Below are 24,634 nucleotides of genomic sequence, written 5' to 3' on the forward strand. Positions count from 1 at the left end.
GCAAAAACTGTCCACCGTCACCCTGATCCGGCCCGGTCGGACGGGTTCAATGTGACTGAATAAACTGACAACTTTGGCGACTCGGCAGAATCATAGGAAGAGATCCGCAGCATGAACAGCGTGAATTAAGTGCATAACTTTTTTATACGGACTTGTGATCGCCTGCTTATCCCGCCTGTGGAAATATGGCAGATTCTTCGAACAGCCATTGGGAGGATTCCCGGGTCTGTGATAACTGAATTTCAACCCTCTCTGCGATGACCGGGTTATCCACAATTTTGTGCCAATCCATCCACGAAGTTGCCCTGATGGGCCGCTCCGCCCGTTGTCCATGGTGCCTTTGGCAGTCGTTGAAGGCGCGCGTCAAAACTGGCGGCGGGTTCAAAGCTCATGTAAGAGAAGATCAGACGACCCGAGGAAGAGCTCGCAAGATGGCTCTCAGAACGGAATGAAACTATATGACCATCATCCACCTACATCTGGTGTCGGATGCAACCGGCGAGACCATCAATTCCGTCGCCCGCGCCTGCCTGGTGCAGTTCGATGTCGCGGAGCCGATCGAGCATGTCTGGAGCCTGATCCGCACGCCGGGTCAGATGGACCGGGTTATCCAGGGAATTGAAGCCAATCCCGGTCCGGTTCTCTTCACCATGGTCAATGAAAAGCTCAGACAGCCGCTGGTCGAGGCTGCCCGCCGCATCGGTGTGCCCTGCATTCCTGTTCTTGATCCGGTTATTCATTCCCTGGCGGCCTATTTCGGTGTCGAGATGTCCGGCCGGCCCGGCTTACAGCATGCCCTCGATGCCGAGTATTTCGATAGGATTGCGGCTATGGACTATGCCCTCGCCCACGACGATGGCCAGCTCTACAGCGATCTGGAGGGGGCCGATATTGTTCTGGTCGGTGTGTCCCGCACCTCGAAGACACCGACCTGTATCTACCTTGCCAACCGGGGCATCAAAGCGGCAAATGTGCCGGTCGTGCCCGGTTGCGCGATGCCGAGCGAGCTTTTGACGACCAAAAAGCCACTCGTCGTCGGATTGACCAAAGATCCGGAAAGCCTGGTGCAGGTTCGTCGGAATCGATTACGGATGATTGCCGAGGGTGAGGACGAGACCGACTATGTGGATATTGAATCGGTGCGCGCGGAAGTGACCGAAGCGCGCAGACTCTGCAGCAAGCATGGCTGGCCGGTTATCGACGTCACACGCCGTTCGATCGAGGAAACCGCGGCGCAGATCATGAGCCACTATGCCCGTCACTGCGAACTCGCAGGCTGAGCGGGACCGGAGTTTCCAGCGGATCACATGACCAACGAAATCGAAAAAGACGGCCAGATGACCCAGGACCCCAATCGGGGAGGTTCCTTTCCTGTCATTCTGGCCTCCGGCAGCACCTCCCGGCGCAGCCTTTTGACGAACGCCGGGCTGCAATTCGGCGTCGAGGCGGCGCATGTCGATGAAGACGAGATCAAGCTGGCGCTGAAAGCCGAAGGGGCAAGCGCGGCTCAAACGGCTGAAACCCTAGCGGAGCTTAAAGCGCAGCGCGTCTCGCGCCGTTATCCGGGTGTGCTCGTGATCGGAGCCGATCAGATGCTGGAGTGCAATGGCGTCTGGTTTGATAAGCCTGAGGACCTCGATCATGCCGCGGCACATCTTGTGGCACTTCGGGATAAAGACCACACTCTCTTGAGTTCCGTCTGTGTTGTGCGCGACGGGGTGCGCCTGTGGCACCATAACGAGGTGGCCACTCTGACCATGCGGAACCTGAGTGATGATTTTATCAAGGACTATCTGGTGCAGGTCGGCGAAGACGCTTTGACATCGGTCGGGGCCTACCAGCTGGAGGGCCGCGGGATTCAGCTTTTCGCCCGGATCAAGGGCGATTACTTCTCCATCCTGGGACTGCCTTTGCTGCCGCTTCTGGATTTTCTTCGGGGTCACGGGGCCGTCGCGAAATGAGTCACAGCGGCAAAACCCTGACTGCGGGCGTGATCGGGTGGCCGATCAGCCACAGCCGTTCCCCAAGACTGCACGGCCATTGGCTTGATCACTACGGGATTGACGGGGCCTATCTTCCCCTCCCCGTCCGTCCCGAAAACTTCGATATGGCAGTCAAAGGCCTTGCCGCCGCGGGGTTCCGCGGCGCGAATGTCACGGTGCCTCACAAAGAGGCCGCCTTGCGGGTCTGTGACCGTGTTGATCCCTTTGCCACCAAAATCGGTGCGGTGAACACGCTGGTTTTCGCAGAGGACGGGATCTCCGGCTCCAACACGGACGCTTTTGGATTCCTGGAAAATCTGCGCAGTGCTGGGGCGGGCTACCGGTCGGATGCCGGCCCGGCCATGGTCATCGGCGCCGGAGGTGCGGGCCGGGGCATTGTTGCGGCATTGCTGAACGACGGAGCTGCCGAGGTCCGTATCACCAATCGGACTCAAAGCCGCGCGGAACAGGCCGCGGATGAGTTAGCTGGGCGTTTCGAGGGTAAAATCGAAGTGGTGCCTTGGCATCAGAGGGCCGACGCTCTCGCCGATCTCGCTTTGCTGGTGAACAGCAGCAGTCTGGGCATGTCGGGCCAGCCGGATCTGGAGCTCAATCTTGACAGGCTTTCGCCGGACGCGCTGGTGAACGACATCGTCTATACACCCTTGGAGACAACTCTGTTGGCCCGCGCCCGTGCCCGCGGCAATCAAACCGTGGATGGTCTGGGTATGTTGTTGCACCAGGCCCGGCCCGGTTTTCACGCATGGTTCGGGGTCAATCCGGAGGTCACGAAAAGCCTGCGTAGCCGAATGTTGGAACCTTGAATTACTTGCGTAATACGAAACCTCTGAGAGGACAAATCCGGGTCAAGCGGCTCCCGAATATGACCATCCTCGGACTGACCGGCTCGGTTGGCATGGGCAAGACCACGGCTGGCAAAATGCTGCGCCGCCTTGGCCTTCCTCTTCATGATTCGGATGCCGCCGTGCATCGCCTGATGGGCGTGAGAGGCCGCGCGGTTGCTGCGATAGAAGCCGCCTTTCCCGGCGTGGTCGTCGATGGGGCTGTCGATCGGCGCAAATTGGGGGCGCGGGTTTTTGGCGATCCTCCGGCCTTACGGCATCTGGAAAGCATCCTTCATCCGTTGGTCCGGAGATCGAGCCTGCAGTTTCTGCAATGCCAGGCGCGCCGCCGCAGCCCGATCGTCGTCCTGGACATCCCTTTATTGTTCGAGACCGGCGGTCAGGATATGTGCGACAGGGTTGCGGTGGTGTCCGCACCGCGTTTCATTCAAACTGCACGCGTTATGGCGCGTCCTGGTATGACTGCGGAACGCCTCGCTGAAATCCGGGCCCAGCAGATGCCGGACCGGGAGAAATGCCGCCGCGCCGACTTTGTGATCCGCACCGGACTTGGAAAAGCCGATACTCTGCGCCAGCTGAGATCCATGCTGGCCAACTTGCGACAACAAGCCTGAGACACTAGGAACCCCTATGCGCGAAATCGTTCTCGATACTGAAACCACGGGCCTTGATCCCTATGCAGGTCATCGCATCGTCGAAATTGCCTGCCTCGAGGTCTACAGCCATGTTCCGACCGGTGAGACCTTCAGGCGCTATATCAATCCCGAGCGTGATATGCCTGAAGAGGCGGAGCGTATCCACGGTCTCTCCGAGGAGTTCCTGGCCGGGCACCCGGTTTTCGCCGAGGTAGCTCAGGAGTTTCTGGACTTTATCGGTGACGACCCCCTGGTCATTCACAATGCGCAGTTCGACCTGAAGTTTCTGAACGCGGAACTGGAGACCTGTGGACTGCCCAAAATTGACGTATCGCGGGCCGTCGACACGGTTGCGATCGCCCGTCAGCGCTTTCCGGGCGCGCAGGTCAATCTCGATGCGCTTTGCCGCAGGTTCGAGATCGACAACTCATCGCGGACCTTCCACGGGGCCTTGCTTGATTGCGAGTTGTTGGCGGATGTGTATCTGGAATTGAGCGGCGGACGCCAACCGGGTTTCGATCTCAATGCAGCCGCTTCTACTCGGCAGCAGGTGACGCAAAGCACCGCGAAGCGGATCCTGCGCCCCGCCCGCTCCCACAGCCCGACGACAGAAGAGATCGAGGCTCACACCGCGATGCTTGAGAAGCTGAAAGAACCGATTTGGCGGCACTAGCCCGGATCATGTTTCGGTCAAGAATCCAGTGTCTGTGAATTCTCGACCTGGACGGACCCCATTCGAGGTGTTGGAAAAAACATGCAATCCCCCCTAACTTGGTGACTTAGAGGGGAGAGAGGCACCGCCGCTCCCGGCGATGCCGGTTCGATGTCTGAAACGGCCCTGGATTAGGCTTCGGCGGACTCGGGTTTCGAAGAGTCTTCAGCCTCCTGAGCGCCCTCGGACTTTGCCGACGCTTCTTTTTCAGCCGCCTCCGCAAAGGCCGCCATGCGCTGCTGGTAAAGGCTGAGGAAATCCACCGGGTTGATGACCAGCGGCGGAAAACCGCCGTTCCGCGTTGCTTCCGCCAGGATTTGGCGGGCAAAGGGGAAAAGATGACGCGGCGCGTCCACCATGATCAGATACTGAACGTCTTCCGGCTTTGTCACCTGTTCGCCGATCGTAATCACACCGGCGTAATCCAGCTCGACAAGAAAAGCGGCCTTGTCGCCATTCATGGCCTTCGCCTGAAGATTCAACACCACTTCAAAGGTTCGCTCCTGCAGTTTGGCCGGCCGCACATCGATATCGATGCTTAGATCCGGTGAACCCTTGGCAATTTCCCCGTACACCATGGGTGCGTTCGGGTTCTCGAAGGACATGTCCTTCGTGTATTGCATGTTGATGACGAGAGGTGGTTGTTCGTTTTCCTGTTCGGCCATGCCGTGTACTCCTTAATCAGGGCGCTTCGCTATCATGTATCGAGGACGCAGACAAGCCGCTCGCAAAGGCTTGATAAGGTAGGTTGAGGACCCCTAGGCTGCGGATCAGAAAAGACGCCTGTCTGCGATCAGGATGCCGCTGTTGGGTCGAACGAGAGCACTTCGCCATTTTTGGCCTCGTGTCCGGTCAAACCCCGGATGAAGCCCCAGTGGCTGACGACCAGAACCTCCGGCCAGTCATGGGTGCCGGCCATTCTCTTGTGAAAGCTGCGGCACCTGGCCCGGACGTCGTCCTCGGTTTCCGGGTCGGAAGGCCACCAGGATTCCGAGAGAGCAGCGAAATCCAGATGCGGCCAGTCTTGTGACAGCACCGAGCGGGGCGTCCCGATGTCACAGGAGAAGAACGCATGCTCGCGGATCAGACTGTCGATGGTAATGGGCAGATTGAGGATACCGGCAATGATATCCGCGGTCTGGAGTGTGCGTGTGTAGGGGCTGACAATGATGCGCTTCAGGCCTTTACCGGTGAGGTCGTGACCTGCGGACTCCGCCTGGCGCCGCCCCTCATCGGTCAGCTTGGGATCGATGATGCCCGGATCTTTCCGGGTTGCCCCGAAGATAACGTTGAATTCGGATTGACCGTGGCGAACGAGGATCATCAGTTCAATCGCCCCATTGGCGGTGTAGGGTCCTGGTCGTCCGGAGTTTTTGGCTCGGAATTGCCCTTTTCCGTCATGTCCTCGAATTCCCCTTCAATGATGTCCCCGCCGCGGGTGCGGTCGGAGCTGTGCCTGCTGCCATGCGGACCGGGCTTTCCCGGCTGTTCACCCATGCCGCCTCCCGGGTGCCTTCCCATCGTGCTCGCGGTCATGGAGAGTTCAAGTCTACGGCCAATCCAGTGCCGCAGGACATTGCGAACCTGCGGCACGAAGAGGGCAAAGCCGATTGTATCTGTGACAAATCCGGGCGTCAGGAGAAGCGCGCCGGCAAACAGCAGACAGAGACCATCGAAGAGTTCCTTGGTGGGCAGGACACCCTGGTTGATCTGACTGCGCACACGTTCCAGTGCCGCAAGCCCTTGAATTCTAAGCAACCATGTCCCGATAATGGCCGTGAGAATGACGACCGCGAGCGTGTTCCACAAACCGAGCCTGTCGCCCACTTCGATGAAAACGGCGATTTCCAGCAGCGGCACGCCGATAAATGCGGCGAGTAATAGGATAGCCATACTTGCTCTTTCCTTAACTATTCCCTATTTACAATGCATTGGAGTTCGTCGTCGACCGCCTGTTTTGGACTTGCTGAAGAATCTCAGACTTTCAAGAGCTGGAGCTCGCCACGCGACACGGACAACTGCTGAACGGGATTGTTTTTTCTCAGGGTGGTTTCCAGTTTGATTTGTTCCGACGCGGTTCGTCACGCTTAAAAGCGCGCCGCGGAACTTTTGGTTGGATATATGGGCAACGGATTCGGTCTAGACATCATTCTGCTCGCGGCGCTCGCGATTTTCTGCGTGGTGCGCTTACGCAATGCGCTGGGCAAACGCACAGGACATGAAGAGCCGCCTAAATACGACCCTTTCAATCAGGATCAGGGCGACGACAAGGTTGTTCAGCTTCCCAACCGTTCGCGCGATGACAGATCATCCGGGGCGACACCCGATATCGAAGACGTCGTGCCCGATATCGAAGCTTGGGATCAGGCCGACGATACTCCTGGGGATGAAGCGGGGTCGACCGCACCGGGTATCCGCGCAATTAAACGAGCCGATCCGAGTTTCGACGAAAAGTCCTTTGCGGGCGGCGCTTCTTCTGCTTTCGAGATGATCGTGGGGGCCTTCGCGCAGGGCGATACGGATGCGCTCCGGCCGCTCCTGGCCAACGATGTCTACAATGACTTCGCCGGCGCGATCGAAAACCGCGAAAAGCAAAACCATACGCTCGAGACGACACTGATCGGCATTGAAAAATCCGAGATTATCGAGGCCGAGCTCCAGGGCCGGACGGCTTTCGTCACGCTCAAGTTTGTCTCGGACCAGGTCAATGTGACCCGCGATGCCAACGGCGAAACAGTCGAGGGCGACCCCAATCACGTGACTAAGATCACGGACATTTGGACCTTTGCCCGGAACACCAGCAGTCGTGATCCGAACTGGGCATTGGTTGCGACCCGAAGCCCCAATTGATTTTTAGCGGGGGCGCGGGCTTGGTGGAGCAATGAAGGCGTTGTCCGAACTGCGCGCCCAGGGCGCCGATAGAAGATCCATTCCCTCCCTTACATCACGAAAATCCGGCATTCTATCCATGAAACCCTCCTGTTTTGGGATTCGCGGGACTATGGCGGGCCTTCTGGTGCTGGCCTTGGCGGCGTGTGAGCCACGCGCACCGGAAGAGCCGCCGAAGGCCATGCCGGAACCTCCTCAGTTTCTTTTGGAAACCTCGACCTACGATCAGTTACCGGGTTGGCGTGAAGACAAGGTCGCCGAGGCGCTTCCAGCTCTCATTCGCTCCTGCGACCGGCTGTTGCGCGCTCCGGATGATCGCGAGGTGGGGCGTGGGGCCGTTGGCGGAACGGTGATGGATTGGCGGGCGCCCTGTGCTGCGATTGCTGACTTCTCCGGGGCCGGTTCTGATTCGGGTGACGACGCCTTCCGCAACCTTGTCGAACAGCTCTTTGTGCCTTTCAAGGTTATGTACGGAGACAAAGACACCGGCCTCTTCACAGGCTATTACGAAGCGGAGTTGCGGGGAGCTCTCTTTCCGGGTAGCGGCTACGACACGCCTCTCTACAAGCGCCCCAATGACCTTGTGACGGTGGATCTGCGGCATTTCGACAAGGATCTGAGCGGCAAGAGAGTCGCCGGACGGGTTCAGGACGGCCGCCTGGTTCCTTATCACGCCCGGGACGAAATCGACAACGGCGTGATCGACGGCGCCAATCTCGAGCTTCTCTGGGCTGCGGATCCGATCGATGTCTTTTTCCTGCACATCCAGGGCTCGGGAAAAGTCCTTTTGCCGGATGGCTCGACGATGCGGGTCGGATTTGACGGTTCCAACGGTTTGCCCTTTGTCGCGATCGGGCGCCTGCTGATCGACGAAGGGTACGTATCCCGGGCGAATGCCTCCATGCAGTCGATCCGCGAGTGGCTGCGCAACAATCCGGATCAGGCGACCGAGCTGATGCAGCGCAACCCGCGTTACATCTTCTTCCGAAAGATTGAGGGTGAGGGTCCGATTGGCGCCCAGGGTGTCGCCCTCACACCCCGGCGCAGCCTTGCGATCGACCCCTCCTTCATGCCGCTCGGCGCCCCGGTTTTTCTGGATACCACCTGGCCCGGAAGTTCGGCTTCGAACCCCCGGCCGCTCCGGCGCCTGATGGTGGCGCAAGACACCGGCAGTGCCATCAAGGGGGCCGTGCGGGGCGATTTCTTCTGGGGTGCCGGGGATCCGGCACTGGCGGAGGCAGGACGGATGAAACAGCGCGGCAGCTATTATCTCTTGCTGCCCAAGTCGGTCGCCGCACGGCGTGCCACCGGGAGCTGACCGCTCGCTCAGGGCCTAAAAACGAAGATCCTAAAACACCGTGACGACGCGTCTGCAAAAGTGGTATTACCAATTTTGCAGCGAGCGATGGCGTCCTGCGCGCTCCAACAAAAAGGGAGCGTTGCTGCGGGGGTCTGATCGCTCTACCTTGAAACACTGCAAAGCGTGAAAAGCCTTACGTCACAGAATAAGAGGATCGCGCAAGCGCTGGAGCGCAAGCAGGCCGGCCTTTGCCGACGATTGTCAGCTTGTCAGGGAGGATTTGAACAGCATGTCGAAGCCCGAACCGCGCGTCGGTTTATTCGTGACCTGTCTGGTAGACCTTTTCCGGCCAAGCGTCGGATTTGCCGCGGTCAAGCTTCTCGAAGCGGCGGGTTGCCGGATCGAGGTTCCCGAACTGCAGACCTGTTGCGGACAGCCGGCTTACAACTCCGGTGATAAAGCCGATACCCGCGCGATCGCGCTTCAGGTTATCGAGGCTTTTCAGGGCTTTGATTACGTGGTTGCTCCCTCCGGCTCCTGCGCCGCCATGATCAAAAAGCACTACCCGGAGCTTTTCGAAAAGGAACCTGAGCAGCTGGCAAAGGCAGAGGAACTCTCCGCGCGGACCTTTGAGCTGATCTCCTTTTTGACCGACGTGATGGAACTCTCCGACGTTGAGGCGGCATTCCCACAGACGGTCACCTATCATGATTCCTGTTCCGGCCTGCGCGAACTCGGGGTCCGGGACCAGCCCCGGAAGTTGCTCTCGAGCGTTAACGCTCTATCTCTTGTTGAGTTGTCGGATGCGGACATCTGCTGTGGCTTCGGTGGCACCTTTTGCGTCAAGTACCCCGATATTTCCAACACCATGGTCACCAGCAAGACAGGGAGTATCGAGGCCACCGGCGCGCAGACTCTGCTTGCGGGCGACCTGGGCTGTCTGATGAACATGGCCGGCAAGCTGCAGCGCAGCGGATCGGACGTCCAGGTCCGGCATGTGGCCGAGGTTTTGGCTGATATGACCGATACGCCGGCGATTGGTGCGGCGGAAGGTGATAACCGGAATGGAGGGAACTGAAGGCGATGCAATCGAGGTCCCATAGCTTCAAGGAAAACGCCCGCGAGGCGATCGCCGATCCCAACATTCAGGCCGCCATGGCGAAGATGAAGGTGGGCTTTACCGGGAAACGTCTCGCCGCCGCCGCCCGGCTGCCGGAATTCGAAGCCCTGCGCGATGCGGCGCGCGACATCAAGAACCACAGCCTCGCCAACCTGGATTTCTATCTCGAACGCTACGAAGCCAAGGTGCTCGAGACAGGCGGCCAGGTGCATTGGGCACCGACCGCGGAAGACGCCCGCAAGGCGATCCTGGACATCTGCGAGCGTGCCGGTGCGAAGACGGTGACGAAGGGCAAGTCCATGATTTCCGAGGAAATTGCCCTCAACGACCACCTCGAAGAAGCCGGCATGACCGTGGTCGAGACCGACCTGGGCGAGTATATCATCCAGCTCCGTAAGGAACCGCCCAGCCATATCATCGCGCCGGCTGTTCATGTCAGCAAGGAACAGGTTGAAGCGGACTTCCGGGCGCAGCATCAGCATCTCCCGGCGGAGCGTTCCCTGAGCGAGCCGACCGACCTGGTGAACGAGGCTCGGCAGATCCTGCGCCAGCGCTATCTGGATGCGGATGTCGGAATCACGGGTGCAAACTTCCTGATTGCCGAAACCGGAACCTCAATCATCGTCACTAATGAGGGTAACGGCGATCTGACCCAGTCTTTGCCCAAGATTCACATCGTGATCGCCAGCATCGAGAAGGTCGTTCCGAACCTGGAGGATGCCTCGACGATCCTGCGCGTTCTGGCCCGGTCGGCGACCGGGCAGGAGTTCTCCGCCTACACCACCCTCTCCACCGGTCCGCGCCGCGCCGAGGATCCCGACGGTCCGGAGGAATATCACGTTATCCTGCTCGACAATGGCCGCTCTTCCATGCTCGGCAGCGAGTTTCAGGATATGCTGCGCTGTATCCGCTGCGGCGCCTGCATGAACCACTGCCCGGTCTACCACGCGGTTGGCGGCCACTCCTATGGGTGGGTCTATCCGGGTCCTATGGGCGCTGTTCTGACACCGAACCTGATCGGGGTTGAGGAAGCCGGGCACCTGCCCAATGCCTCGACCTTCTGCGGACGCTGCGAAAGCGTCTGTCCGGTGCGTATTCCCCTGCCCAAGATGATGCGGCACTGGCGTGAACGGGAGTTCGAGCGGCATCTGACCCCGAAATCCGTCCGCAGCGGCCTCGGTGTCTGGGCCTTTATGGCCCGCCGCCCTGCTCTCTATCACCGTCTGGCCGGGCTTGGCATCAGGGCGCTCGCAGCGCTGGGCCGCCGCCGGGGGCGCTTCACGTCGCTGCCGCTTGCGGGTGGCTGGACCAAGTATCGTGACCTGCCCGCGCCTCAGGGGAAGACCTTTCAGCAGCTTTGGGCCGAGAAACAAAAAAACGGGAGGGCCGCAGAATGACGACGGCCCGCGAGCAGATTCTGGGGGCGGTGAAGCAGTCCCTGAAGAAAAACAATCCGTCCGGCGATCGTCCTGACGAGCTGGCGCAGCGCCTGTCGGACCCCAAAGCCAATTTGATTCCCGAGCGCTCGCGTCTGCCCCACCCCGCTCAGGTCGATCTGATGGAATCCATGCTGATCGAGCTTTCCGCAACGGTAAAGCGCGTTGGTTCCCTGGACGAAGTGCCAGGCGAAGTGATCGATTACCTCAAAACGCGAAATCTTCCTCAGGAGGTCCGGCTGGCCCCGTCGAAGGAACTGCTGGCCCTGGGATGGGATGACCAGAGCCTGCTGAAAGTTTCCACCGGCCCGGCGCGCGAGCCGGATCAGGTTTCGGTAACCGGCGCTTTTGCCGCTGTTGCAGAAACCGGAACCCTGATGCTCCATTCCGGACCCGAGGGCCCCACGACCCTGAATTTTCTTCCGGAAAACCATATTGTTGTGCTGCGGTCTTCTCAGGTGGTCGGCGCCTACGAAGAGGGTTGGGCCAGACTGCGCAAGGCTTTCGGCAATGGCACCATGCCCCGTACGCTCAACATGATCTCCGGTCCGTCGAGGACCGGCGATATCGAGCAGAAGATCGAACTGGGCGCGCATGGACCGCGGCGTTTGCATGTGATCATCGTCGAGGATGGCAACGCAGAGAGTGGTGACAGCGCTGGCTGAAGCGGCTATTGGAGGGTACGCCGCGTCGACGCGGCCCAAAACCCTACGCAAGGCTCGCCTCAAGCAAGATGAACGATCGGCGCAAACCTAAAGCGAAGCGGCCCAGCGGCCTGTCTGCAGAGGACCGGGACCTCTGGCGCCACGTCAATCGCGACACCGTACCTCTCAAGGGACGTGACTTCGGGGCCGGCGCTTTTGCCGAGATGATGCGTGGTGACGAGGAAGCTCTGTCCCGGAAGCCAAGTGAAAAACCCAAGCCCCGCAAATCGGAATCATCCCCGCAACTCCCCCTGCGCGCACAAAACACCCCCGCCCCGCCCCACGGGCGCGCGGAGCTTCTGGCCCATGGTTCAACGGCGGGTCTGGACCGGCGAAATGCCGAACGCCTCAAGCGCGGCAAGATGGCCATCGAGGCGACCCTTGATCTCCACGGCATGTCCCAGGCTCAGGCCCATGGCGCCCTCAACCGCTTTATTCAGCGCTCGGAAGCCGCAGGACTGCGTTGCGTTCTGGTCATCACGGGCAAGGGGATCGCCAAGGAATCCGGCGGCGTGCTGCGAAATCAGGTGCCGAACTGGCTGAACGAGCCGGGCAATCGTGAACGGATCATCGCCTTCAACTATGCCCAGCAAAGTCACGGCGGGACCGGGGCGCTTTACGTACTGCTGAAACGCCGGCGGGACGGAAAGCGGAAGTGAGTCCCTGCTGGCCGCCTTCAATGGGTCTTGATTTTAAAGAGTAAATCTCACTATAAACCGGGATCGAGTTAATGGACCGAGAGGCTTCCTGTGACCCCTTTTGGCGAAAAACTCCGGGCTTTGCGGGCCGAGCGTAACTTGAGCCTCAAGCAAATGGCGGAGGGCCTCGGCGTTTCGTCCGCGTATCTCTCGGCTGTCGAGCATGGCCACCGCAGCCGCCCGAACCGCCGCTTCGTCCACAGGGTGTGCCAGTATCTCAATATCATCTGGGACGATGCCGAGGAGCTCCAGAGCCTGGCCAACCTCTCCCATCCGCGGGTCACGGTCGACACGGCCGGGCTCTCGCCACAGGCAACTGTTTTAGCAAACCGTCTGTCCGATGAGATTAGCCGTTACGATAACGAAACGATCGAACGCTTACTCGCCGTGATGGACGATGCCGCTTCGACTTAAGAAATCTCTATAGAATGAACTTCGAGAGATCGGTGTTCTTGGCCAGTTCCGAGACTTTCTCCCGGACATAGTCAGCGGTGATGGTGATGGTTTCCCCGCCCCGGTCGGTCGCGGTGAAAGAAATCTCATCGAGCAGTTTTTCCAGCACCGTATGCAGACGCCGTGCGCCGATATTCTCGACCGTGCTGTTGATTTCCGCGGCCAGATCCGCCAGTTCGTCGATCGCGGGGTCTTCGAACTCCAGGGTTACATCTTCCGTCCCGATCAAGGCTTTATACTGGATGATCAGGCTGTTTTCGGGCTCTGTCAGGATCAGCTTGAAGTCATCGCGGGTCAGCGGATTCAGCTCCACGCGGATCGGCAGACGGCCCTGAAGTTCGGGCAGCATGTCCGAGGGTTTGGAGAGGTGGAATGCGCCGGAGGCCACAAAAAGAATGTGGTCGGTTTTCACCGCGCCGTGCTTGGTGGCGACGGTTGTCCCTTCGATCAAAGGCAATAGATCGCGCTGAACGCCTTCCCGGCTGACGTCGGCGCCGGCCCGCTCCGAGCGGGCCGTAATCTTATCGATCTCGTCCAGGAAGACGATGCCGTGCTGTTCGACGTTGTCGACTGCGTCTGAAACGACGGATTCTTCATCCAGCAGCTTGTCGCTCTCTTCGGCGATCAGAATGTCATAGCTCTCCGACACTTTCATCCGGCGCTTCTTGGTGCGGCCGCCCATGGCCTTGCCGAAGATGTCATTGAGATTGAGCATGCCCATGCTCGCGCCCGGCATCCCGGGAATATCCATGGTCGGCAGCTGCATCCCGCCGGTATCCGCGACGTCGATTTCGATCTCTTTTTCGTCGAGATCGCCCTCCCGCAGCATTTTGCGGAACTTCGCCCGGGTGTCCGCGCTCGCATTTTCGCCGACCAGGGCGTTCAAAACCCGCTCTTCCGCATGGAGTTCAGCCTGGGCCTTCACCTCGGCGCGCAGCTTTTCACGGGTCGTGTGGATCGAGACCTCGACGAGATCGCGGATGATCTGCTCCACGTCGCGCCCGACGTAGCCGACTTCGGTGAATTTGGTGGCTTCCACCTTCAGGAAAGGGGCCTGGGCCAGTTTCGCCAGGCGGCGGGCGATTTCCGTCTTACCAACGCCGGTCGGACCGATCATGAGGATGTTCTTGGGCAACACTTCCTCGCGCAGTTCCGGGGACAGCTGCTGACGGCGCCAGCGATTGCGCAGGGCAATGGCCACGGCCCGCTTGGCGTCGTTTTGACCGACGATATAACGGTCGAGCTCGGAGACGATCTCTCGCGGCGAGAAAGCGCTGGCGTGGGATTGGGAAGACTTGGTGCTGCTCATTTTGGCTTGGCCTTAAAGGGGCTGAGGTTCACTGATCGGGTCCTGTTGATCGCGCCGCTCGGTCCACGCCGCGGCGTTTCCGTCATTTCGAGGACGGGCTTTTGGAGGACAGACTCTCGAGCAGGATGTTGTTGTTGGTATAAATGCAGATATCTGCCGCGACCGACATGGATTTGCGCGCGATGGCCTCGGCATCGAGGCCTTCGACGTCGATCAGCGCGCGCGCCGCGGAGAGTGCGTAGTTTCCGCCTGAACCGATCCCGATCAGACCGTCTTCCGGCTCCAGCACGTCACCGGTGCCCGTGAGCACAAGGGAGGTCTCGGAATCCGCCACCGCCATCATCGCCTCCAGACGGCGCAAGTAGCGGTCCGTCCGCCAGTCCTTCGCCAACTCGACGCAGGCTCGGGTAAGTTGTCCCGGATAGCTGTCCAGCTTGGCCTCCAGCCGCTCAAAAAGCGTAAAGGCGTCGGCGGTTGCGCCTGCAAATCCGGCGATGACCTGGTCTTTGCCCAGGCGCCGCAGCTTGCGGGCGTTCGATTTGATGACGGTGTTGCCCAGGCTGACCTGGCCATCACCCGCGATCACCACTTGGTCGCCCTTGCGCACGGACAAAATCGTGGTGCCTCGCCATTGAGGAATTTGACTCTGTGACATGGCAACAGAAATGGTCCAACTTCGCCGCGCGTTCAAGAAGAAGCTGAAAGATTCGCGTCTATGGCGAATGCCGGCGCTGGAAAACACGTCGATGGGTTATGCAATCGACGGCGCCAGGGCCTTTTGCTGCCTGCCCTGTGGCAAATGTCTGGCTTTTTGTCTTGGATTTCCGCTGTTCTTTATTGGCGGCGAGGGCGGCTTCCTGATAAAAGAGCCCGGCTTCCGGCCTGATTGTGCGCCCGTTCGGCCGCAACCTGACCAGGAAGCCAGGAAGGCGTATGCCAGATACGCAACAAAGCACCCGATGGAAGGACAAGCCGATGCGCCAAGCGAGCGTCGAGCGAAACACGCAGGAAACCCAGATTTCCGCCACAATCAATCTTGATGGCAGTGGCGTATACGATATCGAGACCGGCATCGGGTTTCTTGATCATATGCTTGAACAGCTCTCGCGCCATAGCCTGATCGACATCACGCTGCGGGCGAAGGGCGACCTGCACATCGACTTCCATCACACGACCGAAGACACCGGAATCGCACTTGGACAGGCCTTTTCAAAGGCTCTGGGCGACCGAAAAGGTATCTGGCGTTATGGATCGGCGCTGATTCCGATGGATGAAACCCTGACCCGGGTCGCGCTCGATGCCTCGAACCGCCCTTATCTGATCTGGAAGGTCGATTTCAGCCGCGACAAGCTGGGTGAAATGGATACGGAGCTCTTTAAAGAGTGGTTTCAGGCTTTTGCGCAAAATGCAGGTCTGACGCTGCACGTGGAGAATCTCTACGGCACGAACAACCACCATATCGTCGAATCGAGTTACAAAGCCCTGGCCCGTGCGCTTCGCGAGGCGATTGCAATCGACCCACGCAAGGCCGATGCGGTTCCGTCCACCAAGGGCAGCCTCTAAATAAGGGCAGTCTCTAGATCACGGCTCTTTTGGCGCATCAAGCGTCTGTTTACCGCGCAGCCGTATTTTCCGGGCGTTCAGTCTGCCGAAAGCTTCGGCCTATTGGAGCCAGCCTTTTCTTTGGGAGAGTTATTCGATCATGACCGTTGCCCTCATCGATTACGGCTCGGGCAATTTGCACTCTGCGGCAAAGGCCTTGGAGCGCGCGGCCTTCGAGGCTGGTCTTTCCGCCCGAATCACCGTGACCTCGGACCCGGAAGTCGTGCGCCTCGCCGACCGGATCGTGCTTCCTGGTGTCGGGGCGTTCGCCGATTGCCGCAAAGGCCTGGGGGCGCTTCCGGGGATGGTGGATACTCTGGAAGAGCGGGTCATTCGCGCCGCACGGCCTTTCCTGGGCATCTGCGTCGGAATGCAGCTGATGGCGAGCGTTGGGCGCGAGCACGGAGATTGCGAAGGTCTTGGCTGGATTCCGGGCGAAGTCGTTGCGATGACGCCCACAGACACCGCACTCAAGGTGCCTCACATGGGCTGGAACCAACTTGAATTTACCGGCCGGAAGCATCCTGTGCTGGCGGGAATGGGGCAACATCCCCATGTGTACTTCGTTCATAGTTACCATCTGGTACCCAACGCGCAGGATCAGGTGCTCGCGACCGTTGACTACGGCGGGCGCGTGACGGCTGTGGTTGGTCGCGACAATCTGGTCGGTACCCAGTTTCATCCCGAAAAAAGCCAGACAGCCGGTTTACAGCTGCTGGGAAACTTTTTGAAATGGACCCCATAATGTCAGTGTCCGGTGTCAATTCCCAAACGAATAAAGGGCGCCCGCCAAGCGTCGTGGTTGATCGTCTCGAAGGCTTTGAGGGCCCCGATATGCACGATCTCTGCGATGCGGCGGAGGCTGCAATTCTGGATGGCGGTGGCTTTGGATGGCTGACGCCGCCTCCCCGTCATGTCATGGAGACCTATTGGCGCGGTGTTCTGCTGGTTCCCGAGCGGCAGCTTTTCGTCGCCCGCCTGGATGGGACCATTGCCGGGTCAGCTCAACTTGTCCGCCCGCCCCGCAACAATGAAGCGCAGGGTTTTGGGGGACAACTGACGACCTTCTTCCTTGCGCCCTGGGCACGCGGGCACGGTTTGGCGCGCATGATGGTCGAACGGACCGAGACGGCGGCGCGGGACAGCGGGCTGAAGGTCCTGAACCTTGATGTGCGGGCAACTCAGGACCGGGCCATTCAGATTTACGACCAGCTTGGTTTCCGCCGTTGGGGCGAGCATCCCCAATACGCGCAGGTCGATGGCGAGTGGGTCACCGGTTACTTTTACACCAAGGACCTGACGGGCAATCTGTAAGCTTCCAACCGAAGCAGTCAGCCCGCCGAGCGATGCGAGGGCGCGCTGTTTGGAACCCCTACGGACCCCAGAGACCCCACGGATCTAAGAGAAAAGCGCGAGACTATGATCATATTTCCGGCGATTGATTTGAAGGACGGCGCAGCTGTCCGTTTGCGCCAAGGCGAAATGGATACTGCAACCGTTTTCAACAGTGATCCTGCCGACCAGGCACGCCTGTTTCACGCCGCAGGCTTCGAATGGCTTCATGTCGTGGATTTGAACGGTGCGTTTGAGGGACATCCGGTCAATCGCGAGACTGTCGCCGCGATCGTCGCCTCGGTTGACCTCAAAATCCAGCTCGGGGGCGGTATTCGCGACCTGAAGACGATCGAAAACTGGTTATCCGCTGGAATTGAGCGGGTCATCCTTGGGACAGCTGCGGTGAAAGACCCCGAGCTCGTCAAGGAAGCTTGCCGGAACTTCCCGGGCAAAGTGGTGGTTGGCATAGATGCGCGTGGACGCCACGTTGCGGTCGAGGGCTGGGCCGAGGTGAGCGAGATGGAGGCTACGGACCTGGCCCGCGGTTTCGAGGATGCCGGAGTGGCCGCGATCATTTACACGGATATCGACCGGGACGGACTGCTGCAGGGCGCCAATGTTCCGGCGACGGCGGCCCTGGCCGAAGCGATCTCCATACCCGTAATCGCCTCCGGTGGGGTCGCGTCGCTTGACGATATCGCGGCCCTGAAAGCGGTCGAGGAGAGTGGCATCGAGGGCGTTATCTGTGGCCGCGCGCTGTATGACGGCCGGGTCAATCCGGCGGCGGCGCTGGCCTTGAGCGCCATACCAAGCGGCACAGCGGCGGGCTGAGGGAAAGCTTATGTTGAAAGCGCGCGTCATCCCCTGCCTTGACGTAAAAGACGGCCGGGTGGTCAAAGGGGTGAATTTCGTCGGCCTGCGTGATGCCGGCGACCCGGTTGAACAGGCGCGGGTATACGATGCCGCTGGCGCCGACGAACTCTGTTTTCTGGACATCACTGCCAGTCACGAGAAGCGTGATACCATGCTCGATGTGGTATCGCGCACCGCTGAAGCCTGTTTCATGCCGCTGACCGTTGGTGGAGGTGTCCGGGAAATAGAGGATATCCGCCGGCTTCTGCTGGCGGGGTCGGACAAGGTTTCGATCAATACCGCGGCGGTGCACAATCCCGATTTCGTGCGTGAAGCTGCGGAAAAGTTCGGGTCCCAGTGCGTGGTTGTTGCGGTTGATGCAAAGCAGGTCTCCGAGGCGCGTTTCGAGATTTTCACTCATGGGGGCCGGGAAGCAACCGGGATTGACGCGGTTGCCTGGTCACAGCGGATGGCCGAATACGGCGCTGGCGAGATCCTTCTGACGTCCATGGACCGTGACGGCACCAAACAGGGCTACAACATCGCCTTGACGCGCGCTGTGGCTGACGCCGTGCCGGTTCCGGTGATTGCCTCCGGCGGTGTCGGGACACTGGACCATTTAAGCGCCGGTGTACGGGATGGTCACGCGAGTGCCGTTCTGGCCGCTTCAATATTTCACTTTGGTGAATTCTCGATCGCAGAAGCCAAAGCCTATATGGAAAAGGACGGTATTCCGGTACGCTTATCCGACGGGCTGTAGCTTCAGGTCGTATCGTCGGCCCTTGCCGCGCATATTTTGAAAACGGTTGCAATTCGCGGAGCCGCGGTCTAGCTAGCCCGGGTTACTTCTATCCGGCGGCATTTTTGCGGTCATGAAAGTGCGCGTTCCGTCCGATGAGCACGGGCACATTGACGCGGTTTGCAGAGAGCAGATGAGAGATAAAAGATGACTGACCTTGAACTGGACGGGCGCGTTTTGGACCACCTTTTTGAGGTCATCGAGAGCCGCCGGGACGATGATCCGGAGACATCCCACACCGCGAAGCTTTTCAATAAGGGCGTTCTCAAAATTGCCCAGAAAGTCGGTGAAGAGGCGACGGAGACGGTAATCGAGGGGGTCGCCGGCAGCCGCGAGCAATTGGCTGATGAGTCTGCCGATCTTCTCTATCATCTCCTGGTTCTCTGGGCGTCCAGGGGACTGACGCCCAACGACATCTGGCGGCAGCTCGAAGGACGCAAGGGGATTTCGGGCATCGCGGAAAAAGCGGCGCGCGGTGTTGCCTTGGAGGGTTGATCCTCCTTGTTTAAAATGTTGTAGACTGAAGCCACTTGCTGGCACACCCAGCCGCTGCGGCGCACTGATAAGCGAAGAAAACCGGGATAAACATGGCCTACGACGACAGTAACATCTTTGCGAAGATTCTGCGCGGCGAGATTCCCTGCGACAAAGTCTATGAAGATGAATACGCCCTGGCGTTCAGGGACATCAACCCGCAGACCCCGACTCATGTGCTGGTGATCCCAAAAGGCGCCTACGTATCCTTCGATGACTTTTCTGAGCAGGCCTCCGGTGAGGAAATCGTTGGATTTGTGCGGGCTGCCGGGAAAGTTGCGCGGGATCTGGGCCTGGTCGCGCCGGGCTATCGGGCTCTCGCGAACCACGGGGCCGACGCGCATCAGGAGGTGCCTCATTTTCACCTGCACCTCTTCGGCGGCAAGGATCTCGGCCGCATGATCAAACCCTCGGAAAAGTAAGCACCGCCTTCTATCCGCTTTTCCGCGGCGCAGTCGGCAGATCTGTTAACCTGTCCGGGCAAGGTCTATTATTTTTAACATCTTATGTTTAGGCTCGTCCGTCCGGCAGGAAACTGGCTGCTGCCGGCCGGGATGACAGAACAACTCTGAGGGGGAGAGCAAGATGGACAGACTGCAAGCGATCGCTGAAGAGGCAACGCAAGGCATCAATGCGCTTCTTGAAACACCCTTGACGCCGGATCAGACCAAAAGTGTCGAGAGGATCGTGGAGCGGGCTGTGATCAAGGCCCTGCTTGAGGGGCAACACCGTGCCGTCGATGCCGCTCTGCAAACGCCGGAAGCCGACCAGGATGTCGCGCATAAAATCGCGACAGCGATCCGGCAAAAGAACGATGCTTTGATCGCCAATCTTTCGAGCCTACGCTAAGTTTGGATGGCATTGCCGCCGGCGATATGTCGTGCTTGTTAAGCTGATCAAACAATAAGACGTTAATCCGGTCTAGAGGCCGGGTCAGCGGACATCAGAGGATTGTTTCATGATAGCAATGTGCACTGCAACATCTCTCGCGAGCAGGCGGTCGGTGGAGGGTTGTCGCTTCGATTGTCCAAACATGAATACAATTAAATCAATGAAATGACCTGCAGCTGACGCATGGCTTCGTTGCATTTTCTGATATTTATGAAGCGGCAGGAGATCTCTATATTTTGTGCATCGCAGCAAATCACAAGCGCGCTGCGTTCATGGAGATCACATTATGAAAAAGCTCTTCCCCGCCGTCGTAAGTCGTTTGCTCGCCGCTATGTCGTTCTTTGAGAATGTCGGCGCAGCGACGCGCATTTCGAACGACATCGTGCGCGGTCGTCGCCCCCAGGATTTTGATATGCAGGCCTTGGGTATTTCGGATGCCTACAAGGCGTACCGCGCCGTTTAACACCTGCCTTTCTCATCACAGTTCCCTGCCTGGCGGGAGCCGCCGGTAAGAGAGAGCTTCCGCAATATGCGGCCGCCGCAGCTCCGCGCTGCCATCAAGGTCAGCAAGCGTTCGCGCGACACGTAATACACGATGATACCCCCGGCCCGTGAGTCTTAGCCGCTCAGCTGCCTGGAGCAAAAGCTGTTGCCCTTCGGAATCTGGCGTGGCGACTTCTTCCAGGAGCTTGCCGTCAACCTCGGCATTGCTTCGGGGTCTTTTTTCCTCGTGTTGGCCGGCATAACGCTCCCGTTGAGTGCGGCGCGCTCCGGCAACACGCTGAGCCACTGCTTCTGATCCTTCGCTGGGCGGTGGCAGGCTCAGATCCTGCATCTTCACGGCCGGCACATCCATATAGATGTCCATGCGGTCGTAGAGGGGCCCTGAGATTTTCGCCTGATAGTCTGCCGCGCAACGCGGTGTGCGGCCGCAGGCGGCCGAAGGATCGCCGAAATACCCGCAGCGGCAGGGGTTCATCGCTGCAACCAACTGCACGCGGGCAGGATAGGTCACGTGGGCATTTGCACGCGCAATGGCGACACGACCGGTTTCGAGAGGTTGACGCAGAGCCTCGAGCGTTGCCCGACCGAATTCCGGGAGTTCGTCCAGGAACAGCACGCCCAGATGGGCCAGAGAGATTTCACCTGGTTTGGCCTTCAACCCGCCCCCGGCCAGTGCAGGTAGGGACGCAGAGTGGTGCGGATCCCGGAATGGCCGTCTGCGCAACAGCTCTCCGCCTTCCAGTGTCCCTGCGACCGAGTGGATCAGGCTTATCTCCAGCGCTTCTGCCGGCTCCAACGGCGGCAGGATACCTGGCAGCCGCTGTACCAGCATCGATTTCCCGGCGCCTGGCGGTCCCACCATCAAGAGGTTATGGCCGCCCGCCGCGGCGACTTCCAATGCACGTTTCGCCGCGTTTTGGCCCTTGATGTCCCGCAGATCCAAGTCCTGGTTGTCTGAGCTGTTGATGGCGGGTTCAGGGGCGCTCAGCACCTGGGCGCCCTTGAAGTGGTTGATCAAACTCAAAAGGCTTTGCGGCGCCAAGATTTCAATAGCTTCCGCCCAGGCCGCCTCTCCCCCCTGTTCTTGCGGACAAATCAAGCCCAGTGAGCGCGCGGACGCGTCGAGCGCGGCTGCCAGAACGCCGCTTACGGGCATAATACGTCCGTCCAGCGCCAACTCGCCCAGGACGGAGTATTCCAGCATCTCGTCGCCCGGCAATACGTTCATGGCAACCAGAAGTCCCAGTGCGATTGGTAAATCGAAATGACTGCCTTCCTTGGAAAGGTCCGCAGGGGCCAGATTCACGACAATGCGCTTAGGCGGCAAAGACAGTCCCATGGCTGTCAGGGCGGCCCGCACGCGATCGCGGCTCTCGGCGACGGCCTTGTCGGGAAGTCCGACAACTGAGAAAGCCGGTAAGCCCGAGGCCATCTGGACTTGCACGTCGACCTTGACCACGTCGACTCCCGCAAAGGCGACGGTATTTATTCTTGCGACCATGGAACGCCGTTTCACACGTGAAAGTAGTCTCCCGGGTATCGCAGTCCGGTGTCTGCTTGTCAAACGTACGTATGAATTTAGCAGACGTACAGAAGTGAAGCTGGCGAAGTTCATTGATCGGAAGCTGTTTCGCCAGGCGTGGAATCGCTCTCGACTTGCAGGGCGACCCTCTCGCACCGCCTTGAAAGGCGAAGTCCGGTTAACAGACTCGCACTGCATAGCACTGCGCGAAAAGAGCCCGAAATCCTGTTGGACGGCTGAATCGAAAATACGTGCGTTTCCGCATCTGCAATTGTATTGCATAGAGACGGCGATTTTCGCGGCATCACAAAAGAACTGGTAAAAAACCAACTAGGCGGTTATTTAACGGCTATGGAATCCCGAAAAGAACAGACGCACCGGCGCATCGTAGAAGCGGCTGCCGAACTCTTCGAACTGCAAAGCTACCAGGCTGTGAACGTCAATCAGATCTGCGAGCGCGCAAAAGTTAATAAAGCGACACTCTACCAGCACTACGGATCGAAGGAGGCTTTGGCGGTCGCGACGATCGAACATCATTTCGAACGCCAGAAAGCTGAATACTACGAGGCCGCAATGGCGGCCGCACCGAATCCCATCGATCGGTTGAGCGGTATTTACCAGCGGGTCTATCAACAGCATTTGGCCCGCAGCGACCGGGGCGAAAGCTGTATCGGGTGTCCATTTGTCAACATTTTGAGTGAGATGGCAGTCGACTCCCCAGCCATCCGGGACGCGGTCAACTCCGTGTTCGAGCGCTTGAAACCTTACTACAGCCTGATCGCACGTGATGCAAAGGTCATCGGCTATGCCAATCGCGAACTCGATGGCGATGTGGTGTCGTCCGCCCTCATCTCGATCATGAACGGTGCGTTGGTGTCGGCCAAGTCGGAGAACCGTCCGGAGACGATTCTCGAGAGTCTGGAAACGGCAAAGCTCATTCTGAGGGGATAAGGAGCCAGACGAGGCCGCAGACAAAGTGAATTAACCAAGAGGCCGGATAAGGTTAAAAACCAACCAGTCGGTTATTATGCTTACATACAGCTTAAAAGAGAGAATTACAGCCCTTCATGTGACGTGGCCAGATGAAGGGCTGCTGCAGTTGCCGGAAGTTCAGATGGCGGCTCGCGGCTCTCGCATGTCCAGCGCGGTTAAGCAGTGCCAGCTGCCATCCTTTGTTGTCTCTAAGACGTTCCAGCTGCACGTCGACGTGCAAAGCCAAATGCGAGAAGGCCGAGTCCAAAGAGAGCAAGTGTCCCTGGTTCCGGGACGGCCGTACGTGCCGCTTCGAAATCGTAGGTCTTGTCGAATTCGCCGGCACCTACCGTTTGGTATGCGAGGCTGACGTCATCGAAGTAGCCGTCCTGGCCCTGATTGAAGCTGCCAACCCCGACACTGAGCAGAAGCATCTGGGCGGCCAGGAAATCTGCATCGAATTCTGTCAGCCACTGACCCAGAGTCAGAAGTTTGGTCTGGTCAAAGGCCTCGCCGAAACCGCCGGTTTGCCAAAACAGGCCGTTGTCGAGGCCAATCTGGACGTCGGTCCAGGTATCGGGCGTGACGGGAGAGTTGCCGTTCAGATAGGGCTCATAGACCAGGGTGACAAAGCCATCCCCGCCATTTTGTGTCGTCAGCGGGTTGGAAAAGGTCAGTTTGATAGAGGGTGCAGCTGAGACATTCCCGCCGGGTACGTTTCGTTTGTAAAAGGAATAACCAAGCTGGAAGCTGTCGTTCAGGATGTTTCCCGCTGTGCCGTAATTGTCCGCGACTCCGATCTCGGCTTTATGGTCGTCATCGAAGCCGGTGGTCAGTCGCGCTGCGCCCGTTGGACGAGGCGCATTGTTTTCGAGATTGCCTCCTGCGCCGGAAAGCGAAGTAATACTCGCCGCTCCGCCGGGTCTCACATCGTTTTCGAACCACTGTCCGTTTGAGATGAAGCTGGCGTCGATGGAGTCCTCAACGATCACTGCCGCTGAAGATTCTGTCACAATCATCAGCGAAGCCGCGAGTGCGACAGCGCCGATAAAAAGGTTTGATACGCCGGAGCGGGAGACCGCCCTGGTTTCGATAACACTCATTTTGCCTATCCCCCAAATGCGAGGCTGGTTGATCCAGTTCCCCAAGACTCTGCAGAACGTTCTCGAAGGCCGCCGCTTCAACGGTTTACCGCGCCGCTCTGCGATGGGGTTTATTAAGCAAGAATTAAGCCAGGAGGTGTGGTTCTTATTTTTCAGTGACTTGCATTCATACAAGCGAACATCCCCCAATAATTGTAAAATCTACCGACGGCCTAAAGGTGTCGGGACGAGAGCAATATGCACAAAATCGCAGATGCCGGACGGATAATTCGTTCCAAAACAACGCCATAGGAAGACTGTGGTGTGATTGAGCAGTGTAAGAATCTCCGACAGGTTGTGCCTAAAAAATTGAAAAACTACGACTTATCAAGTTTGTAGGTCCGGCTGTCTTTTCGCTCGCTGTTCCAATGGCGCCATCG

The 24,634-nt window shown here is 58.9% G+C and carries 30 protein-coding genes; 23 read left to right on the forward strand and 7 right to left on the reverse strand.

What is annotated here, in order from left to right; all coding sequences use genetic code 11:
• The first annotated feature begins 458 nt into the window (after window positions 1-458).
• From FKG95_RS14170 to dnaQ, 5 genes are read left to right on the forward strand one after another with little or no spacing between them, the layout of a single operon-like run.
• The gene (locus tag FKG95_RS14170; protein ID WP_142897016.1) at window positions 459-1,280 is read left to right on the forward strand and encodes a pyruvate, water dikinase regulatory protein; all 822 of its coding nucleotides are present in this window, start codon (window positions 459-461) and stop codon (window positions 1,278-1,280) included.
• A 57-nt stretch (window positions 1,281-1,337) separates the two neighbouring features.
• Window positions 1,338-1,961 carry a Maf family protein gene (locus tag FKG95_RS14175; protein WP_142897157.1) on the forward strand — a complete coding sequence of 208 codons (624 nt, stop codon included), beginning with the start codon at window positions 1,338-1,340 and terminating at the stop codon, window positions 1,959-1,961.
• Complete coding sequence (locus tag FKG95_RS14180) at window positions 1,958-2,806, forward strand: shikimate dehydrogenase (protein ID WP_142897017.1); 849 nt, start codon at window positions 1,958-1,960, stop codon at window positions 2,804-2,806. Before FKG95_RS14175 ends, FKG95_RS14180 begins: the two co-directional genes overlap by 4 nt.
• 59 nt (window positions 2,807-2,865) lie before the next feature.
• Complete coding sequence (gene coaE, locus FKG95_RS14185) at window positions 2,866-3,459, forward strand: dephospho-CoA kinase (RefSeq protein ID WP_142897018.1); 594 nt, start codon at window positions 2,866-2,868, stop codon at window positions 3,457-3,459.
• A gap of 16 nt (window positions 3,460-3,475) precedes the next feature.
• Window positions 3,476-4,153: a DNA polymerase III subunit epsilon gene (gene dnaQ / locus FKG95_RS14190; RefSeq protein ID WP_142897019.1), complete on the forward strand. Its 678-nt coding sequence runs from the start codon at window positions 3,476-3,478 to the stop codon at window positions 4,151-4,153.
• A gap of 170 nt (window positions 4,154-4,323) precedes the next feature.
• Here dnaQ and secB read toward each other — a convergent pair whose 3' ends face one another.
• The 3 genes from secB to FKG95_RS14205 all read right to left on the reverse strand — a co-directional run bounded on the left by secB (window position 4,324) and on the right by FKG95_RS14205 (window position 6,085).
• Window positions 4,324-4,857, reverse strand: coding sequence for a protein-export chaperone SecB (gene secB, locus FKG95_RS14195; protein WP_142897020.1), 534 nt, complete (start codon window positions 4,855-4,857; stop codon window positions 4,324-4,326).
• Between the two features lie 128 nt (window positions 4,858-4,985).
• Window positions 4,986-5,516 (reverse strand): histidine phosphatase family protein, encoded by a 531-nt coding sequence (locus FKG95_RS14200; RefSeq protein ID WP_142897021.1) that lies wholly within the window; start codon window positions 5,514-5,516, stop codon window positions 4,986-4,988.
• Window positions 5,516-6,085, reverse strand: a complete 570-nt coding sequence (locus FKG95_RS14205; RefSeq protein ID WP_142897022.1) for an FxsA family protein — start codon at window positions 6,083-6,085, stop codon at window positions 5,516-5,518. The genes FKG95_RS14200 and FKG95_RS14205 overlap by 1 nt, the downstream gene beginning before the upstream one ends.
• A gap of 228 nt (window positions 6,086-6,313) precedes the next feature.
• Between FKG95_RS14205 and FKG95_RS14210 the strand changes: the two genes are divergently transcribed.
• The 7 genes from FKG95_RS14210 to FKG95_RS14240 all read left to right on the forward strand — a co-directional run bounded on the left by FKG95_RS14210 (window position 6,314) and on the right by FKG95_RS14240 (window position 12,753).
• Window positions 6,314-7,042: a Tim44/TimA family putative adaptor protein gene (locus FKG95_RS14210; RefSeq protein WP_142897023.1), complete on the forward strand. Its 729-nt coding sequence runs from the start codon at window positions 6,314-6,316 to the stop codon at window positions 7,040-7,042.
• A gap of 151 nt (window positions 7,043-7,193) precedes the next feature.
• A complete protein-coding gene (gene mltA, locus FKG95_RS14215) occupies window positions 7,194-8,399 on the forward strand; it encodes a murein transglycosylase A (protein WP_246116778.1) in 1,206 nt (401 codons plus the stop codon).
• Between the two features lie 271 nt (window positions 8,400-8,670).
• On the forward strand, window positions 8,671-9,459 hold the full coding sequence (locus FKG95_RS14220; RefSeq protein WP_142897025.1) for a (Fe-S)-binding protein: 789 nt from the start codon (window positions 8,671-8,673) through the stop codon (window positions 9,457-9,459).
• Window positions 9,460-9,464: 5 nt separating this feature from the next.
• Window positions 9,465-10,898: a LutB/LldF family L-lactate oxidation iron-sulfur protein gene (locus FKG95_RS14225; protein WP_142897026.1), complete on the forward strand. Its 1,434-nt coding sequence runs from the start codon at window positions 9,465-9,467 to the stop codon at window positions 10,896-10,898.
• Window positions 10,895-11,602: a LutC/YkgG family protein gene (locus FKG95_RS14230; RefSeq protein ID WP_142897027.1), complete on the forward strand. Its 708-nt coding sequence runs from the start codon at window positions 10,895-10,897 to the stop codon at window positions 11,600-11,602. Before FKG95_RS14225 ends, FKG95_RS14230 begins: the two co-directional genes overlap by 4 nt.
• Window positions 11,603-11,670: 68 nt before the next feature.
• The gene (locus FKG95_RS14235) at window positions 11,671-12,300 is read left to right on the forward strand and encodes a Smr/MutS family protein (RefSeq protein ID WP_246116779.1); all 630 of its coding nucleotides are present in this window, start codon (window positions 11,671-11,673) and stop codon (window positions 12,298-12,300) included.
• Between the two features lie 90 nt (window positions 12,301-12,390).
• Complete coding sequence (locus tag FKG95_RS14240) at window positions 12,391-12,753, forward strand: helix-turn-helix domain-containing protein (RefSeq protein ID WP_142897028.1); 363 nt, start codon at window positions 12,391-12,393, stop codon at window positions 12,751-12,753.
• Between the two features lie 7 nt (window positions 12,754-12,760).
• Here FKG95_RS14240 and hslU read toward each other — a convergent pair whose 3' ends face one another.
• Both hslU and hslV read right to left on the reverse strand, forming a co-directional pair.
• On the reverse strand, window positions 12,761-14,101 hold the full coding sequence (gene hslU, locus FKG95_RS14245) for an ATP-dependent protease ATPase subunit HslU (RefSeq protein ID WP_142897029.1): 1,341 nt from the start codon (window positions 14,099-14,101) through the stop codon (window positions 12,761-12,763).
• Window positions 14,102-14,183: 82 nt separating this feature from the next.
• Entirely contained in the window at window positions 14,184-14,756 is a 573-nt protein-coding gene (hslV, locus tag FKG95_RS14250; RefSeq protein ID WP_142897030.1) for an ATP-dependent protease subunit HslV, read from the reverse strand.
• On the opposite strand from hslV, the gene FKG95_RS14255 reads away from it, so the two are divergent.
• The 10 genes from FKG95_RS14255 to FKG95_RS29675 all read left to right on the forward strand — a co-directional run bounded on the left by FKG95_RS14255 (window position 14,755) and on the right by FKG95_RS29675 (window position 20,577).
• Window positions 14,755-15,141 carry a hypothetical protein gene (locus FKG95_RS14255; protein WP_142897031.1) on the forward strand — a complete coding sequence of 129 codons (387 nt, stop codon included), beginning with the start codon at window positions 14,755-14,757 and terminating at the stop codon, window positions 15,139-15,141. The two genes, hslV and FKG95_RS14255, sit on opposite strands and share 2 nt — an antisense overlap.
• The gene (hisB, locus tag FKG95_RS14260; protein ID WP_142897032.1) at window positions 15,077-15,664 is read left to right on the forward strand and encodes an imidazoleglycerol-phosphate dehydratase HisB; all 588 of its coding nucleotides are present in this window, start codon (window positions 15,077-15,079) and stop codon (window positions 15,662-15,664) included. The genes FKG95_RS14255 and hisB overlap by 65 nt, the downstream gene beginning before the upstream one ends.
• A 139-nt stretch (window positions 15,665-15,803) precedes the next feature.
• Entirely contained in the window at window positions 15,804-16,448 is a 645-nt protein-coding gene (hisH, locus tag FKG95_RS14265) for an imidazole glycerol phosphate synthase subunit HisH (RefSeq protein ID WP_142897033.1), read from the forward strand.
• Window positions 16,448-17,017, forward strand: a complete 570-nt coding sequence (locus tag FKG95_RS14270) for a GNAT family N-acetyltransferase (protein ID WP_142897034.1) — start codon at window positions 16,448-16,450, stop codon at window positions 17,015-17,017. The genes hisH and FKG95_RS14270 overlap by 1 nt, the downstream gene beginning before the upstream one ends.
• A 105-nt stretch (window positions 17,018-17,122) precedes the next feature.
• Window positions 17,123-17,869 carry a 1-(5-phosphoribosyl)-5-[(5-phosphoribosylamino)methylideneamino]imidazole-4-carboxamide isomerase gene (hisA, locus tag FKG95_RS14275; protein ID WP_142897035.1) on the forward strand — a complete coding sequence of 249 codons (747 nt, stop codon included), beginning with the start codon at window positions 17,123-17,125 and terminating at the stop codon, window positions 17,867-17,869.
• 10 nt (window positions 17,870-17,879) lie between these two features.
• Window positions 17,880-18,650 (forward strand): imidazole glycerol phosphate synthase subunit HisF, encoded by a 771-nt coding sequence (gene hisF / locus FKG95_RS14280; RefSeq protein WP_142897036.1) that lies wholly within the window; start codon window positions 17,880-17,882, stop codon window positions 18,648-18,650.
• 186 nt (window positions 18,651-18,836) lie between these two features.
• Window positions 18,837-19,184, forward strand: coding sequence for a phosphoribosyl-ATP diphosphatase (locus FKG95_RS14285; protein WP_142897037.1), 348 nt, complete (start codon window positions 18,837-18,839; stop codon window positions 19,182-19,184).
• Window positions 19,185-19,276: 92 nt separating this feature from the next.
• Window positions 19,277-19,645, forward strand: a complete 369-nt coding sequence (locus FKG95_RS14290; RefSeq protein ID WP_142897038.1) for a histidine triad nucleotide-binding protein — start codon at window positions 19,277-19,279, stop codon at window positions 19,643-19,645.
• A gap of 163 nt (window positions 19,646-19,808) precedes the next feature.
• Window positions 19,809-20,072: a hypothetical protein gene (locus tag FKG95_RS14295; RefSeq protein WP_142897039.1), complete on the forward strand. Its 264-nt coding sequence runs from the start codon at window positions 19,809-19,811 to the stop codon at window positions 20,070-20,072.
• Window positions 20,073-20,400: 328 nt separating this feature from the next.
• On the forward strand, window positions 20,401-20,577 hold the full coding sequence (locus FKG95_RS29675; RefSeq protein WP_179954096.1) for a hypothetical protein: 177 nt from the start codon (window positions 20,401-20,403) through the stop codon (window positions 20,575-20,577).
• A gap of 15 nt (window positions 20,578-20,592) precedes the next feature.
• Here FKG95_RS29675 and FKG95_RS14300 read toward each other — a convergent pair whose 3' ends face one another.
• Window positions 20,593-22,119, reverse strand: a complete 1,527-nt coding sequence (locus FKG95_RS14300) for a YifB family Mg chelatase-like AAA ATPase (RefSeq protein ID WP_142897040.1) — start codon at window positions 22,117-22,119, stop codon at window positions 20,593-20,595.
• 372 nt (window positions 22,120-22,491) lie between these two features.
• Between FKG95_RS14300 and FKG95_RS14305 the strand changes: the two genes are divergently transcribed.
• Window positions 22,492-23,091 (forward strand): TetR/AcrR family transcriptional regulator, encoded by a 600-nt coding sequence (locus FKG95_RS14305; RefSeq protein ID WP_142897041.1) that lies wholly within the window; start codon window positions 22,492-22,494, stop codon window positions 23,089-23,091.
• 230 nt (window positions 23,092-23,321) lie between these two features.
• Here FKG95_RS14305 and FKG95_RS29915 read toward each other — a convergent pair whose 3' ends face one another.
• On the reverse strand, window positions 23,322-24,215 hold the full coding sequence (locus FKG95_RS29915) for a PEP-CTERM sorting domain-containing protein (RefSeq protein WP_218940194.1): 894 nt from the start codon (window positions 24,213-24,215) through the stop codon (window positions 23,322-23,324).
• Between the last annotated feature and the right edge of the window lie 419 nt (window positions 24,216-24,634).

The organism is Denitrobaculum tricleocarpae (assembly GCF_007004665.1).
GTDB classification, from domain to species: Bacteria; Pseudomonadota; Alphaproteobacteria; order Kiloniellales; family Kiloniellaceae; genus Denitrobaculum; species Denitrobaculum tricleocarpae.

What these genes read in the sequence shown, in the direction of transcription:
- FKG95_RS14170 (WP_142897016.1), top strand. Translation starts at nt 459, where the DNA reads ATGACCATCATCCACCTACATCTGGTGTCGGATGCAACCGGCGAGACC.
- FKG95_RS14175 (WP_142897157.1), top strand. Translation starts at nt 1,338, where the DNA reads ATGACCCAGGACCCCAATCGGGGAGGTTCCTTTCCTGTCATTCTGGCC.
- FKG95_RS14180 (WP_142897017.1), top strand. Translation starts at nt 1,958, where the DNA reads ATGAGTCACAGCGGCAAAACCCTGACTGCGGGCGTGATCGGGTGGCCG.
- coaE (WP_142897018.1), top strand. Translation starts at nt 2,866, where the DNA reads ATGACCATCCTCGGACTGACCGGCTCGGTTGGCATGGGCAAGACCACG.
- dnaQ (WP_142897019.1), top strand. Translation starts at nt 3,476, where the DNA reads ATGCGCGAAATCGTTCTCGATACTGAAACCACGGGCCTTGATCCCTAT.
- secB (WP_142897020.1), bottom strand. Translation starts at nt 4,857, where the DNA reads ATGGCCGAACAGGAAAACGAACAACCACCTCTCGTCATCAACATGCAA.
- FKG95_RS14200 (WP_142897021.1), bottom strand. Translation starts at nt 5,516, where the DNA reads ATGATCCTCGTTCGCCACGGTCAATCCGAATTCAACGTTATCTTCGGG.
- FKG95_RS14205 (WP_142897022.1), bottom strand. Translation starts at nt 6,085, where the DNA reads ATGGCTATCCTATTACTCGCCGCATTTATCGGCGTGCCGCTGCTGGAA.
- FKG95_RS14210 (WP_142897023.1), top strand. Translation starts at nt 6,314, where the DNA reads ATGGGCAACGGATTCGGTCTAGACATCATTCTGCTCGCGGCGCTCGCG.
- mltA (WP_246116778.1), top strand. Translation starts at nt 7,194, where the DNA reads ATGGCGGGCCTTCTGGTGCTGGCCTTGGCGGCGTGTGAGCCACGCGCA.
- FKG95_RS14220 (WP_142897025.1), top strand. Translation starts at nt 8,671, where the DNA reads ATGTCGAAGCCCGAACCGCGCGTCGGTTTATTCGTGACCTGTCTGGTA.
- FKG95_RS14225 (WP_142897026.1), top strand. Translation starts at nt 9,465, where the DNA reads ATGCAATCGAGGTCCCATAGCTTCAAGGAAAACGCCCGCGAGGCGATC.
- FKG95_RS14230 (WP_142897027.1), top strand. Translation starts at nt 10,895, where the DNA reads ATGACGACGGCCCGCGAGCAGATTCTGGGGGCGGTGAAGCAGTCCCTG.
- FKG95_RS14235 (WP_246116779.1), top strand. Translation starts at nt 11,671, where the DNA reads ATGAACGATCGGCGCAAACCTAAAGCGAAGCGGCCCAGCGGCCTGTCT.
- hslU (WP_142897029.1), bottom strand. Translation starts at nt 14,101, where the DNA reads ATGAGCAGCACCAAGTCTTCCCAATCCCACGCCAGCGCTTTCTCGCCG.
- FKG95_RS14255 (WP_142897031.1), top strand. Translation starts at nt 14,755, where the DNA reads ATGGCAACAGAAATGGTCCAACTTCGCCGCGCGTTCAAGAAGAAGCTG.
- hslV (WP_142897030.1), bottom strand. Translation starts at nt 14,756, where the DNA reads ATGTCACAGAGTCAAATTCCTCAATGGCGAGGCACCACGATTTTGTCC.
- hisB (WP_142897032.1), top strand. Translation starts at nt 15,077, where the DNA reads ATGCGCCAAGCGAGCGTCGAGCGAAACACGCAGGAAACCCAGATTTCC.
- hisH (WP_142897033.1), top strand. Translation starts at nt 15,804, where the DNA reads ATGACCGTTGCCCTCATCGATTACGGCTCGGGCAATTTGCACTCTGCG.
- FKG95_RS14270 (WP_142897034.1), top strand. Translation starts at nt 16,448, where the DNA reads ATGTCAGTGTCCGGTGTCAATTCCCAAACGAATAAAGGGCGCCCGCCA.
- hisA (WP_142897035.1), top strand. Translation starts at nt 17,123, where the DNA reads ATGATCATATTTCCGGCGATTGATTTGAAGGACGGCGCAGCTGTCCGT.
- hisF (WP_142897036.1), top strand. Translation starts at nt 17,880, where the DNA reads ATGTTGAAAGCGCGCGTCATCCCCTGCCTTGACGTAAAAGACGGCCGG.
- FKG95_RS14285 (WP_142897037.1), top strand. Translation starts at nt 18,837, where the DNA reads ATGACTGACCTTGAACTGGACGGGCGCGTTTTGGACCACCTTTTTGAG.
- FKG95_RS14290 (WP_142897038.1), top strand. Translation starts at nt 19,277, where the DNA reads ATGGCCTACGACGACAGTAACATCTTTGCGAAGATTCTGCGCGGCGAG.
- FKG95_RS14295 (WP_142897039.1), top strand. Translation starts at nt 19,809, where the DNA reads ATGGACAGACTGCAAGCGATCGCTGAAGAGGCAACGCAAGGCATCAAT.
- FKG95_RS29675 (WP_179954096.1), top strand. Translation starts at nt 20,401, where the DNA reads ATGAAAAAGCTCTTCCCCGCCGTCGTAAGTCGTTTGCTCGCCGCTATG.
- FKG95_RS14300 (WP_142897040.1), bottom strand. Translation starts at nt 22,119, where the DNA reads ATGGTCGCAAGAATAAATACCGTCGCCTTTGCGGGAGTCGACGTGGTC.
- FKG95_RS14305 (WP_142897041.1), top strand. Translation starts at nt 22,492, where the DNA reads ATGGAATCCCGAAAAGAACAGACGCACCGGCGCATCGTAGAAGCGGCT.
- FKG95_RS29915 (WP_218940194.1), bottom strand. Translation starts at nt 24,215, where the DNA reads ATGAGTGTTATCGAAACCAGGGCGGTCTCCCGCTCCGGCGTATCAAAC.